The 12,598-nt window shown below is 51.6% G+C and carries 9 protein-coding genes; 6 read left to right on the top strand and 3 right to left on the bottom strand.

What is annotated here, in order from left to right; all coding sequences use genetic code 11:
- Window positions 1-162 precede the first annotated feature (162 nt).
- From FS806_RS20765 to FS806_RS20745, 5 genes are all read left to right on the top strand, one after another.
- The gene (locus tag FS806_RS20765; RefSeq protein ID WP_144940450.1) at window positions 163-1,221 is read left to right on the top strand and encodes an ABC transporter substrate-binding protein; all 1,059 of its coding nucleotides are present in this window, start codon (window positions 163-165) and stop codon (window positions 1,219-1,221) included.
- Between the two features lie 63 nt (window positions 1,222-1,284).
- On the top strand, window positions 1,285-2,415 hold the full coding sequence (locus FS806_RS20760; protein WP_144940448.1) for an ABC transporter ATP-binding protein: 1,131 nt from the start codon (window positions 1,285-1,287) through the stop codon (window positions 2,413-2,415).
- The gene (locus FS806_RS20755; RefSeq protein WP_144940446.1) at window positions 2,372-4,054 is read left to right on the top strand and encodes an ABC transporter permease; all 1,683 of its coding nucleotides are present in this window, start codon (window positions 2,372-2,374) and stop codon (window positions 4,052-4,054) included. Before FS806_RS20760 ends, FS806_RS20755 begins: the two co-directional genes overlap by 44 nt.
- A gap of 38 nt (window positions 4,055-4,092) precedes the next feature.
- Window positions 4,093-5,310, top strand: a complete 1,218-nt coding sequence (locus FS806_RS20750; protein ID WP_144940444.1) for an ABC transporter substrate-binding protein — start codon at window positions 4,093-4,095, stop codon at window positions 5,308-5,310.
- Window position 5,311: 1 nt separating this feature from the next.
- Window positions 5,312-6,163: a protein phosphatase 2C domain-containing protein gene (locus tag FS806_RS20745; protein WP_144940442.1), complete on the top strand. Its 852-nt coding sequence runs from the start codon at window positions 5,312-5,314 to the stop codon at window positions 6,161-6,163.
- A 754-nt stretch (window positions 6,164-6,917) separates the two neighbouring features.
- Here FS806_RS20745 and pflA read toward each other — a convergent pair.
- Together pflA and pflB are read right to left on the bottom strand one after the other, a co-directional pair.
- Window positions 6,918-7,658, bottom strand: coding sequence for a pyruvate formate-lyase-activating protein (gene pflA, locus FS806_RS20740; protein WP_144940440.1), 741 nt, complete (start codon window positions 7,656-7,658; stop codon window positions 6,918-6,920).
- Window positions 7,659-7,874: 216 nt separating this feature from the next.
- Window positions 7,875-10,103, bottom strand: a complete 2,229-nt coding sequence (gene pflB / locus FS806_RS20735; protein WP_144940438.1) for a formate C-acetyltransferase — start codon at window positions 10,101-10,103, stop codon at window positions 7,875-7,877.
- Window positions 10,104-10,465: 362 nt separating this feature from the next.
- On the opposite strand from pflB, the gene FS806_RS20730 reads away from it, so the two are divergent.
- Window positions 10,466-11,329 carry a formate/nitrite transporter family protein gene (locus tag FS806_RS20730; protein ID WP_144940436.1) on the top strand — a complete coding sequence of 288 codons (864 nt, stop codon included), beginning with the start codon at window positions 10,466-10,468 and terminating at the stop codon, window positions 11,327-11,329.
- 1,035 nt (window positions 11,330-12,364) lie between these two features.
- Here FS806_RS20730 and FS806_RS26355 read toward each other — a convergent pair.
- Window positions 12,365-12,598: hypothetical protein (locus tag FS806_RS26355; protein WP_222126737.1), on the bottom strand; the 234-nt coding region annotated here is incomplete at its 5' end.

The raw sequence follows: 12,598 nt of genomic DNA, 5'->3' as shown, positions 1-12,598 counted from the left end.
GGTAAAAAATAGTGGACAAAAAAATCGACAGTTAGGAAATTTTGTCTCATTGGCAGCGCTTACAGGTTGCTTTATAGTTTAGACAACACCGACGTGCTCCCGTCAGGGTCCAACCTGCGGAACCGGAGGATGACAAAGAAATAAGGAATGGGAGGTCTTTAAGTGAAAAAGAAAGCGTTATTATTCCTTCTGACGGTACTGCTTCTGGTGACTGCCGGCTGCGGCGGAGGCGGTGGCGGAGGCGGCAAAACGGCCGAAAATAATCCATCGGAGGGAGGAGCGAAAGGCAAGGGACGCTTGACGGTATACTCGCCGAACCAGGCGGAAATTAACAATCCGATCATTAAGGAGTTCCAGGATCGCACGGGAATCCAGGTGCAGCTGATCTCCGGGGGAACCGGGGAGCTGTTGAAGCGGGTAGAGGCCGAGGCGTCTAACCCGTTGGGCGATGTCTTCTTCGGCGGCGGACAGGAATCTCACGATGCGTTCAAGGATTACTTCGAATCCTACGTCACCAAAGAAATCGACAATCTGGAAGCCGACTACGTCGATCCGAACAAAGTCTGGACACCGCTGTCCATTCTGCCGATGATCATTATTTACAACAAGGATCTCGTTTCCGAAGAGGAGAAGCCCAAGGGCTGGGAAGGTTTGCTTGACGAGAAGTGGAAGGGCAAGATAGCTTTCGCAGATCCTCAGCGTTCGGCTTCCTCCTATACGCAAATGGTCACCATGATGACGGCCTTCGGCTTGAATGACGAGAAGGGCTGGGAGTTCATCAAGAAATTTGTCGCCAATCTGGACAATAAAATTTTATCGAGTTCCTCCATGGTCTACAAAGGGGTTGCGGATAAAGAGTTTTATCTGGGCATCACCTCGGAGGACGCGGCTCTCCGTTATATCGAAGGTGGAGCTAAAGTGGGCATTATCTATCCCGAGGAAGGAACCTCTGCCCGTGCGGATGCTTTATCTATCATCAAAGGAGCCAAAAATCTTGAAGAAGCGAAGCAATTCATCGACTTTGTCGCCGGTCCGGACGTACAGAGCCTGATTCAGAAGGAATTCAAACGCCGCTCCGTCAGGAAGGATGCCGAGAAGGTCGAAGGCATTCCGCTCACCAAGGATATTAAAGTGCTGCCGTATGACACCGAGTGGGCATCCGAGCATAAGGATGAAGCTGTTGCGCGCTTTACCAGAATTGTAACAGGACAAGAACAATAAGATGGGAATCCGGTGCTTAACGTTGCCGTTAGGCACCCTTCTTATCTGTCGGGAGGGACCGTAATGCAGAAAATCACCTTTGAGCATGTTTCCAAATATTTTGGCACCGTTAAAGCGGTGAACGATGCGCATTTTACTATTCAGGAAGGCGAATTTTTCACCTTGCTCGGACCGAGCGGCTGCGGCAAGACAACCCTGCTGAGGACGATCGCAGGCTTCTATAGGCAGGAGGAGGGCAATATTTATTTCGGGGATCGGCTCGTGAATGAGGTGCCGACCCATGAACGGAATATCGGGATGGTATTTCAGAACTATGCTATTTTCCCCCACATGACCGTTTTTGAAAATGTCGCTTACGGCTTGAAAGCGAGGAAGGTCGGAAAGAAGGAAATCGAGCAGAGGGTGATGGAGGCTCTGGAAATGGTGGAGCTTACCCACCTGCGGGATCGGGTGCCATCGGATATGAGCGGCGGACAGCAGCAGAGAATCGCCCTGGCGAGAGCGATTGTCATCCGGCCCGGTCTGCTTCTCATGGATGAGCCCTTGTCCAATCTGGACGCCAAGCTGAGAATCAAGATGAGGACGGATATCCGCAAACTGCAGAAAGAGCTGAACATCACTACGATTTATGTAACGCACGATCAGGAGGAGGCGCTTGCCGTATCCGACCGTATTGCCGTACTCAGCGACGGCTGCGTTCAACAGATCGCTTCTCCGCATGAGATTTATGCTTATCCCCGGAACCAGTTCGTTGCCAACTTTATCGGAGCCTCCAATTTTATTGACTGCCGGGTTGGGGCCATCGACCCTCTAACCGGGGAGGCGCCGGTCGAACTGCACGGAATCCGCTTTCCCTTGAAGCTGTTCCGTCCCGGCGAAGGTCAGGCTTTGCTGTCGGTCCGGCCGGAGAAGATTCGGATTGAAACCGGGCAGACCAAGGACACGCTTATTCCCGGGGTAGTACGGACCGTCACTTATTTGGGCGATAAGGTCAGTTATAGTGTAGATCTTGGCGGGCAGCAGGTGATCGAGGTTCAGCAGCATGCGGTGGAGCCGGAGCATCTGATTAGCGAGAAGCAGAAGGTTTATCTGGATTTGCAGCCGAATAAGGCGGTGCTGTTCGATCAGGAGGGGAAGGAGGTCCTTTATAATGCAACAGCCCATCATTCGGCCCGCTCTGGCCAACCGGCTTAGCTTGAAAAAATGGGATTTCTGGACCTGGGTTACGGTAATCGTTTATCTGTTCCTGTTTTCCTTCATTGTGTATCCGCTATTCTCCTTATTTTATACCAGCTTGTTTAATGAGAAAGGCGCTCTGTCGCTGCAAAATTATGAGCACTTCGTCAAGCTGAAGTATTACCGGGACGCCCTGTTTAACAGCTTTAAAGTTTCCGGTCTGGCTACCATCTTTGCGATCATGATCGGGGTCCCCTTGGCTTATGTGACGACGCGATATAATATTAAGTTTAAAGGCCTCATCAATATTATGGTGATTATGTCGCTGTTGTCGCCGCCTTTCATCGGGGCATACTCCTGGATTCTGATGCTCGGCAATAACGGGTTTATTACACGGTTCTTGCACGATATCGGCATTCCGATGAAATCGATCTATGGCTGGCACGGCATAGTCTTTGCCTTCACGCTTCATTATTACCCCCACATCTATCTGTACGTATCGGGGGCATTAAAGACGATAGACACCTCGCTCGAGGAAGCATCCGAGAGCCTGGGAATGCCCGGCTGGAAAAGGCTTACGACCGTCACTCTTCCGCTGATCTTCCCTACGCTGTCCACCGGAGCGCTGATGGTGTTTATGGCTTCCTTCGCGGATTTCGGTACGCCGATGCTGCTGGGGCAAGGCTTCAAGGTGCTGCCGATTCTGGCTTACGAGCAGTTCATCAGCGAGATGGGCGGCAATCCGGCAATGGCCAGTACGCTCAGTGTTGTGCTGATACTGTGTTCTACATCGATTCTGTTCCTGCAGCGGTATCTGGTTTCACGGAAAAATTATTCCATGACCGGAATGAGGACCCCGAAGGTCCGCACATTGCGTCCGGGGCTCAAGTGGGGATTGACAGCGCTTGCTTTTATCCCGGCGTGTATTTCCATCATTCCTCAGGTGACGGTGATCGTGACCTCCTTTATCAAAACGAAGGGACCGGTCTTCCATCCCGGATTTAGTCTCGACAGCTATAAAGAAATCCTGTTCCGGGTGCCGAAAGCTATATTAAACACCTATACGTATTCATCCATCTCCATAGTGATCATGATTGCGATGGGGATGCTGGTTGCCTATTTGCTCGTCCGCAGGAAATCGAAGATTACCGCCATGCTGGACAGCCTGTTGATGGTTCCGTACGTTATGCCGGGAACGGTGCTCGGGATCAGTCTGATCATCGCCTTCAACAAGCCGCCGTTAATTCTTACAGGGACGTGGATTATTTTAGTTATTTCCTACGTCATTCGCAAGCTTCCGTACACCATCCGGTCCAGTACGGCCATTCTTCAGCAGTTGGATAAAAGCGTGGAAGAGGCTTCCATCAGTCTTGGGGTGCCTCCGGCCAAAACCTTCTTCAAAACGACGGCACGGCTCATGGCTCCGGGAGTATTGTCCGGCGCGATCTTAAGCTGGGTCACGACGATAAACGAGTTGAGCTCAACGATCGTCCTCTACTACGGGGCGACGGCAACCATTACCGTGACGATCTACAGCGAGGTCTTCACTTCCAACTACGGAACGGGAGCTGCCTTGGCGTCCATACTGACTTTTACGACATTAATTTCGTTATTGATTGCTAACAAGCTGGCGGGCAAAAAGGGACTCCAACTGTAAAAAGAACCATATCAACAAGAACAAGGAGGGATGCAGGAATGGAATCGAAACGAATGATTGCCTTCCTGTCTATCCTCCTGCTTGTAGTTGTAGGTGCGGGCGCCTACAAGATCTGGCACAGTACGGCGGGGCCCCTGGCCAAAAGAGAGACGGTGCAGCCTGTCACCCTGGAGGTGTGGGTGTACACGAAGGCACTGGCGCCCTTCCTGGAGGAATACGGGCGGAGCCATGAATCGGTGGAAGTAGAGGTTCGAACCTTCCGTTCTTATGAACAGCTATTCGACGAATTGACGGCGGCCATTTCCGTTCACCATATGCCTCAAGTGGTCGAGGTCAGCAGCTTATACGGCATTGCCCAACTGGCGGAGTCCGGCGTGCTTCTTCCGCTGCAGGACCTGCTGTCCGATGAGCTGCGGGAGAGTCTCCATCCCGACTTGGCCGCCTATTTTCAATATGAGGCCCAAGTATGGGCGGTTCCATACGGGGCGAGTGTTCCGGTCGTTTTTTACAATAAAGATTTGCTCAAATATTCGGGGGTTAATGACGGGGCGCAGTTGAACACCTGGGATGAGCTGCGCATGGCCGGGCGACAATTGGCGGCCGATAAGGAATATTGGGGACTGGTCGTCGAACCGGAGGTGCCCTGGCTGCTTCAGAATCTGTTGTTCTCCCATGGAGAGGACAAGGTATCGAAGAGCAAGGCGGCAGAGGTTATCGGGTTATGGAAGAGAATGATCGAAACCGACCGCATCATGCCTCCTCTCCAGCAGCCGTTGGCGGCAAGCGACTTTATTACGGGGAGGGCGGGCTTGTATCTAGCTTCCTCCGACAAGCGGGCCATGCTGGAGAAGTATATTGGCGGGAAGTTCGCTTTTGCCATGACCGAGATGCCGGAGACGGAGAAATACATTCCGAAGGTTAACGGACTGGCGGTGCTTCATTCTTCCGAAGAGAAGGATGGAAATGCCTTGGAGCTGGTTGCCTCCTTGCTTGAGGAAAATATGCAGGCACGGATAGCGGAGGCCACCTCCCAAATGCCGGCCAGAACGCAGCCGATGTCTGATGATGAGGAGGACGGCAAGCGGCAAACGGACCCTGCGTTGTCCTTGGACAAGCGTTTGAACCGAAGGTATCCTGACGTTAAGGATAAAGAACGGTGGAAGGAAACCGAAGCGCTGATCGAAGCGATAGAGCTTTCGCGGGAGGTTTCGGTCTACGATGTCATAAGATCAGTGGCTGGAGAGGAGATGGATTAGGATGAAGATAGAAACGATATCTATTCAAGGAAGCAGCGAGTGGAATGAGGATGCGCTCATCGAGAAGAGTGGGGCGGGGGTCTACGGTGTGCTGGATGGAGCTACCTCCGTAACGCCTTTTCGCGGACCTCAGGGAGAGACCGGGGGATATTTGGCTTCCCAGTTGGTGAAGAAGGAGCTGGAAGCGATAGAGGTATCCTGGTGGGAAACCGTTCATGTGAAGGATGCCGTACTTCGGGCCAATCAGTCGCTTCGCCAGGAAATGATCGCCCATGGGATAGATCCGGAGGACCGGGAAACCCTGTGGACGACGGAAATTGCCCTGGTCAAAATCGAGGAGACCAGAGTGCAGTACGCCCAGACCGGGGATTGCATGATTTTCGCCACGTACAAGGATGGAACGGTGCGCACTGTCACGTACGATCAGTTGGATCACATCGACCTACAGACGAGAATAAGATGGAAGGCTTGTCTGGAGCAGGGAATGACTACGCGAAAGCAAATCAGGGAGCACGTGGAGCCCCATATTCGGAAGAACAAGGTGCTGATGAATACGATAAACGGCTACTCCGCCATGAACGGCCAGCCGGAGCTGGCTTCCTTCCTGGAATACGGGGTCATTAACCGGATTAATCTCACCGGACTGCTGCTTATTACCGACGGTTTGTTTCCGCACTCCGAGGATATTTACGGGACATTGGACGGGAAAGTGCTGATGGAGGAAATCGAAAGCAAAGGCCTGCAGGGATACGCGGAAAGCCTGATCGCTCTGGAGCAGAATGATCCGGAATGCCAGAAGTATCTGCGCTTCAAAACCTCCGACGATAAGACCGGAATCTGGATTCGTTTGTAAGGGACGGCTGCTTAAGATAGGCGAATGTATGCGGATGTCTCACTCGTCCAGGGAGCCTTGCCGGTGAATTTTTGGCGCAAGCCCGCCTAACTCGCGGCCGGGGTGAAACAAGCGCATGTGTAGAACCTGGCTTAGGAGGGACACATAGTAAAAAGGTGCCGGCACCATGTGCGGACCGAAGCGAAAGGGGTCCCGCAGCAAGAGGTGCCAAGCACCATGCGCGGACCGAAGCGCAGAGGGTCCCTAGCAAGAGGTGCCAGCGCCATGTGCGGACCGAAGCACAGGAGGCCCTTGCCTCGAAGACGAGCAAAAGTGCATGTCTTTTTCCGGAAAAATGATCATTCGCCTAAAAGACACGCAAAACTGCAGGTCAATCGTCATAATATCGCGAAAATCGGCCCAATCGTTAAATTTACCTGCACAATCGCTTGTCATTTGCCGTTTTCAACCAAAATCGCACAAAAGACCTGCACTTTTGACTTCTGCGGGTCTTTTTTCAGCTACCTCTTAATGTTTAGCAGGAGAAGAAACTCGGAGTTCTGGATTATCCGCAGTGGGCTGCCGCGACGGCACTTCCTTGTTAGTGCAAGCTGCCACAAGTACCATCGCCCCTATAGTTGCGAACAAAGCCGAATATCGGTCTCCGTGGCTCTTCTACCGCCTGCCTTCCGCCGGGAAGAGCATGGCCGGCAGGAGGTTAATTCCAACAGGCCGCCGATCGTGGTTAAGGCGCTGCCCGGGAATGACCAGAGGATCAGAGGTTCCTGTTGGCACGATTCAAGATCGATGCGGCTAAAGCGACGCTTTCCTGAGTTGGAGGCTCTACCTGCTCGAGCGGATATTCCAGGCCAAGGGTTTTCCACTTGTATACCCCCAATTTATGATACGGGAGCACTTCGATCCTCTCGACGTTGTCAAGCGTCTGAATAAAGTCTGCGAGTCTCTCCAGATCCTGCCTCGCATCGGTGATGCCGGGGACGAGAACATGGCGAATCCATACGGGGACTTTTCTCTCGGACAGCCATCTTGCGAACTGCAGAATGTGCTGATTGGATTTGCCCGTCAGCTTGCGGTGAGCTTCATCGTCGATATGCTTAATGTCCAGCAGAATCAGATCCGTATACTGCATCAGCTCGCTAAGCTTGGTTTGGAAACGGGGGTCGGCGGAGTAACAGCCGCCCGAGCTGTCGATAGCGGTATGAACCCCGAGCTTCCTGCACTCTTGGAACAAGGAAATGAGAAAGTCCAAATGCAGCAAAGGCTCTCCTCCGCTGACAGTAATTCCTCCATTGGACGCTTGCAAGTAAGGGAGGTAGGATTGCAAATCCCGTATGATTTCCTCTATGGTTATATCTTGGCCCCGTCCGATAACCCATGTATCGGGATTATGGCAATATTGGCATCTAAGGAGACACCCCTGGGTAAATACGACGTAGCGTATGCCGGGTCCGTCTACGGTGCCGAAGGTTTCGATGGAATGTATGGTCCCCTTCATGCTCATCCCTCCCTTTCTAAACAAATGAGCTGATCTATGTTCCGGGAGCCTGCGCATATCTTGGCAGACGTCCTGCTGCGTGAGGCTCCCGGCTTGACTTGTAGCGCTGTATGCAGTGGTGAATTTGCTACTTGTCGGGGCTCCTGCAAAAAGTATTTGGACTTCGCTTCCAAGTCCCCGCCCTCACTTTTCTTGAAGCGCCGATAGGAATTTAACTCACAAGCTGTTATGGAAGGTCCGGTTAATCACATCGATCTGCTGCTCGCGGGTCAGCTTGATGAAATTGACGGCGTACCCGGAGACGCGGATCGTCAACTGCGGATACTGCTCCGGATGCTCCATGGCGTCCAGCAGGGTATCCCGATTCAACACGTTAATGTTGAGGTGATGCCCCTGTTTGGCTGCATAGCCGTCCAGGATGGCGACCAGATTTGTTTTTCGCGATTCCTCATCCTTGCCGAGTGCCTGCGGAACGATCGTGAAGGTGTTGGAGATTCCGTCAAGCGAGTGCTGATATGGCAGTTTCGCCACGGTATTCAACGATGCCAGTGCCCCTTTGGAATCCCGCCCGTGCATAGGATTGGCGCCGGGTGCGAACGGTTCGCCGGCTCTTCTTCCGTCCGGAGTGTTGCCTGTTTTCTTCCCGTAGACGACGTTCGAGGTAATCGTCAGGATGGACATCGTCTGGACCGAATTGCGATAAGGCTTGTGCTTTCTTAGCTTAGCCATGAATGCTTCAACGATTTGAACCGCGATTTGGTCCACCCGGTCATCGTTGTTTCCGTATTTCGGGTAATCTCCCTCGATGGCGAAATCTACGGCCAGCCCGCTTTCGTCGCGAATGGCGGTAACTTTGGCGTGCTTGATGGCACTCAGCGAGTCGGCCACGACTGACAGCCCGGCGATTCCGGTCGCCATCGTCCGCAGGATGGTCGTATCGTGAAGCGCCATTTCGATTCGTTCGTAGCAATATTTATCATGCATATAATGAATGACGTTAAGTGTATTCAGATACAGCTCGGCCAGCCATTCCATGACATGGTCGAATTTGCGCATCACTTCATCATAATCGAGCACATCCGAGGTGATCGGCGCGAATTCCGGTCCTACCTGCACCTTGGACTTCTCGTCCACGCCGCCGTTGATGGCGTAGAGCAGCGCCTTGGCCAGATTGGCCCGCGCCCCGAAGAACTGCATCTGCTTGCCGATTCGCATGGCCGATACACAGCAGGCGATGCCGTAATCGTCCCCAAACTCGGGACGCATCAAGTCGTCGTTTTCATATTGAATGGAGCTCGACTTGATCGACATGGCGGCGCAGTAACGCTTGAACGCTTCGGGCAGCTTGGTGGACCACAGGACCGTCAAGTTAGGCTCAGGTGCCGGACCCAAGTTATCCAGCGTGTGAAGGAAGCGGAACGAGTTCTTGGTGATGAGAGGTCTTCCGTTCAGAGCCATACCGCCTATCGCTTCCGTCACCCAGGTCGGATCTCCGCTGAACAGCTCGTTGTAGTCCGGAGTACGGGCGAATTTCACCAGACGGAGCTTCATGACGAAATGGTCTACCAGCTCCTGAGCCTGCTGTTCGGTCAGAACTCCCTCCCGCAAGTCCCGTTCAATGTAAATATCCAAGAAGGTGGACGTGCGTCCGAGGCTCATGGCGGCGCCGTTCTGCTCTTTAATAGCGGCCAGAAATCCGAAATACAGCCATTGAAAGGCTTCCCGGGCGTTAGCCGCCGGTTCGGAAATGTCATATCCGTGAGCCGCCGCCATCTGCTTGAGCTCTTGAAGCGCCCGAATCTGTTCGGAGATCTCTTCGCGGAGACGAATGATCTCCTCGCTCATCGTTCGGGCTCCCGTCAACGACAAGTCTTTCTTCTTCTCGGCAATCAGCCGGTCGACTCCATATAGAGCTACCCGCCGGTAGTCCCCGATAATTCTTCCGCGGCCGTAGGCATCCGGCAAGCCGGTAATGATTCCCGCTTTCCGTGCCGCCAGCATCTCTTCCGTGTAGGCATCGAAGACTCCCTGATTGTGCGTCTTGCGATACTCCCGGAAGATTCGAGACAGCTCGGGGTCAACCTTGTACCCGTAAGATTCGCAGGCTTGCTCTGCCATGCGAATACCGCCGAAGGGCTGCAGCGACCTTTTGAAAGGACGGTCGGTTTGAAAGCCGACTACCGTTTCGAGCTCCTTGTTCAAATATCCCGGCTCGTGTGACGTAATGGTAGAGACAATGCCGGTATCCATGTCCAGAACCCCGCCTTTTTCCCTCTCCTGCTTGGATAACTCCATTACTTGCTGCCAGAGCTTCTTCGTGTTGTCCGTAGCCGGGGCGAGGAAAGCTTCATCTCCCGTATACACGGACACGTTGTGCAGAATAAAGTCTCTTACATTAATTTCACGCTGCCATTTGCCTTCCTGAAATCCAACCCATTGCTTCATAGGGAGCCCTCCTTTAGAATGAAACATAGTTATGAATTATATATATAACAGTTCTTAATTTAACCATAATCGATTTCCATAAAGGAGGGAAGAGGGGACTGGTGAATAATTTGTGAAAAAAATAACAATGTATATAAAACCGTTGTTTTAACTGGAGTTTTAAAAGATTAAAAGGTATAAATCGAGGGCAGGTCGCTTGTTGAGGAAGGGAGGGTAAAGCAAAATTATAGGGGTGATACAGTTTATTGAAAATAGTAATACAGAATGTGACAAACATCACTTAAAAATCTGCTTAATCAATGTATAATGGAAGTAATGTGGATTGTGCTTATTTTCACAATGGGGCTGCGGGGGAGATGAGGATGGCGAATCGTACTCCAGGGGAGGTTGCGGAATATGCCGTTCAAAGCGGCGAGGCCAAGGCCGGCTTGTCCTTGTTAAGCTTGCTTGCTCTTGGTTTTGGAGCGGGGGCTTTCATTGCCTTGGGCTATTTATTGAGCATTCGGGTGACTGCTTCCGTCCCTGTGGAGTGGGGAAGCTTCACGTCGCTTCTGGGAGCATCGGTTTTTCCGCTTGGGCTTATTCTTGTGCTGATAGGCGGAGGGGAACTCCTGACGGGAAATATGATGACGTTGTCTATCGCGAGATTGAGTGGAAGAATAACGTCGGGGCAAGTGGCGGTGAACTGGTTCTGGGTTACCCTTAGCAATTTTGCGGGAGCGATGTTTGTCGCCTATTTCTTCGGCCATGTCGTCGGTTTAACCGAAAGCGGCCCGTATCTGGAGAAAACGATAAGCGCAGCGGCTCAAAAGCTCGACGAACCGTTCCTGCAGGCATTTATCTCGGGAATCGGCTGCAACTGGCTCGTTTCACTGGCGGTCTGGCTGGCGTATGCGGCGAATAGCACAGGCGGCAAAATCGCAGGCATATGGTTTCCGACGATGGCTTTCGTGGCTATCGGATTTCAGCACGTGGTCGCTAATATGTTCGTCATACCCGCAGCGATTTTCGCAGGGTATTTTACGTGGGTGGAGTATGCGGCCAATTTTGTGCCCGTGTTTCTCGGGAACGCGGTGGGAGGCTCACTCTTTGTAGCGGGCATCTATTGGGTCGCTTATTTGAGGAATGGGACGGAGCGGGCAAAGTGCGGGTTCAGGAACGAACACGGGGCCGACAGCACGGCGGAACGGGAGCCAAAAACCGGAAAACCAACGATCTCCACGTGAATGAATTTCAATCTATTTCTTATACAGGCTTACGAAACACGCTTCTTCCTCGGTCGGAAACTATAGGGAAGAGGCGTTTTGTATTGGATTTTGCGGCTGTGGATCTTTTATAGAGGGAAAAGGAGCAGAGACCGTCATCCGTTTATCGGCGTATGAAGGAGCTTGAAACAGGGCGGACAGCGGACGAATTGATAAATGGCCAGGGCAAGCAAAGGAAAGGGGAGCGAGCGGGTCGAGCCCTCTTAGTTCCGGGCAGTCGCTGCAAGACTACTTTACCATGCAGCAAATAAAACAATCTGCCTGGCGATGGCTCGACAAGGGCATAGCTGCCCTGGAAATAAGCCATAATTTTCACTCTTCTGATGGTGCAGATCGACGTTGCCGGTGACGCTTTTGCGGCAGGGACGTCTGCCTTGAAAATCACATTTTCTGCAGGTGCCGTACTCGCAGGATGACGTGTCTACCTTGAAAATCCGTCTGTTTTCATTTTCTGCTGGAGCTGTGCAGACGGAATGGCGCGTCTACCTTGAAAATTCGTTTATTTTTATTATCTACTGGTGCCGCGGTCAGAGACATGGGGGTCTAACTGGATTTTATACAGCTAGTTTTCACTTCTGGAGCAAAAGACGGGGAACTACCTTGAAAATCCGTCTATTTTACCGTCTGCAGGCATCGTTACAAGCGGAGCGGCACGTCTAACTGTATTTTGTGCAGGTAGATTCAAGCGAATGGGCGAAAATGATCAAACTAACTGGATAAACTACAGTTAAAATGGGCAACTTTGGGCGAAACGGCTGTTTTGGCGCAAACTAACTGTAGGTTTTCCAGTTAGTTTCCATATTTCTTCCGAATATAGAAATCTAACTGTATGAAATCCATTTAGTTTTCAAATTTCACACTATTGAAGCAATTCAACTCTATTCTGCCTTGAAAATCCATCCATTTTCACCATCTGATGGTGCCGCGGTCAGAGACATGGGGGTCTAACTGGATTTTATACAGCTAGTTTTCACCTCTGGAGCAAAAGACGGGGAACTAAATGGAGAAAATACAGCTAGTTTGTGTAAAAAAGGCGTTATCACCGAAAATCCTCAATTTAAATGTAGTTTTTCCCTTTACTTTTTCCTTGAATCTACCTACATATTTTCCATTTACTTTAATCGTTTCCACCATTCGCTTGAATTTACCTATATAACATGACCTATGCACTTCGAGGTAATCCTTGGTAAATTTCCGGTTTTGGCGTAGTCCAAAGAAGCACCAAATAAT

The sequence above is a fragment of the Paenibacillus sp. 32O-W genome (assembly GCF_007679495.1).
Lineage (GTDB): Bacteria > Bacillota > Bacilli > Paenibacillales > NBRC-103111 > Paenibacillus_L > Paenibacillus_L residui.
Note: the sequence above shows the minus strand (reverse complement) of the source record. Positions and strands in the feature narration are given on the sequence as shown.

Coding starts and splice junctions, on each gene's coding strand:
- FS806_RS20745 (WP_144940442.1), top strand. CDS start 5,312: ATGAAGATAGAAACGATATCTATTCAAGGAAGCAGCGAGTGGAATGAG.
- FS806_RS20760 (WP_144940448.1), top strand. CDS start 1,285: ATGCAGAAAATCACCTTTGAGCATGTTTCCAAATATTTTGGCACCGTT.
- FS806_RS20755 (WP_144940446.1), top strand. CDS start 2,372: ATGCAACAGCCCATCATTCGGCCCGCTCTGGCCAACCGGCTTAGCTTG.
- pflA (WP_144940440.1), bottom strand. CDS start 7,658: ATGAAGGGGACCATACATTCCATCGAAACCTTCGGCACCGTAGACGGA.
- pflB (WP_144940438.1), bottom strand. CDS start 10,103: ATGAAGCAATGGGTTGGATTTCAGGAAGGCAAATGGCAGCGTGAAATT.
- FS806_RS20750 (WP_144940444.1), top strand. CDS start 4,093: ATGGAATCGAAACGAATGATTGCCTTCCTGTCTATCCTCCTGCTTGTA.
- FS806_RS20730 (WP_144940436.1), top strand. CDS start 10,466: ATGGCGAATCGTACTCCAGGGGAGGTTGCGGAATATGCCGTTCAAAGC.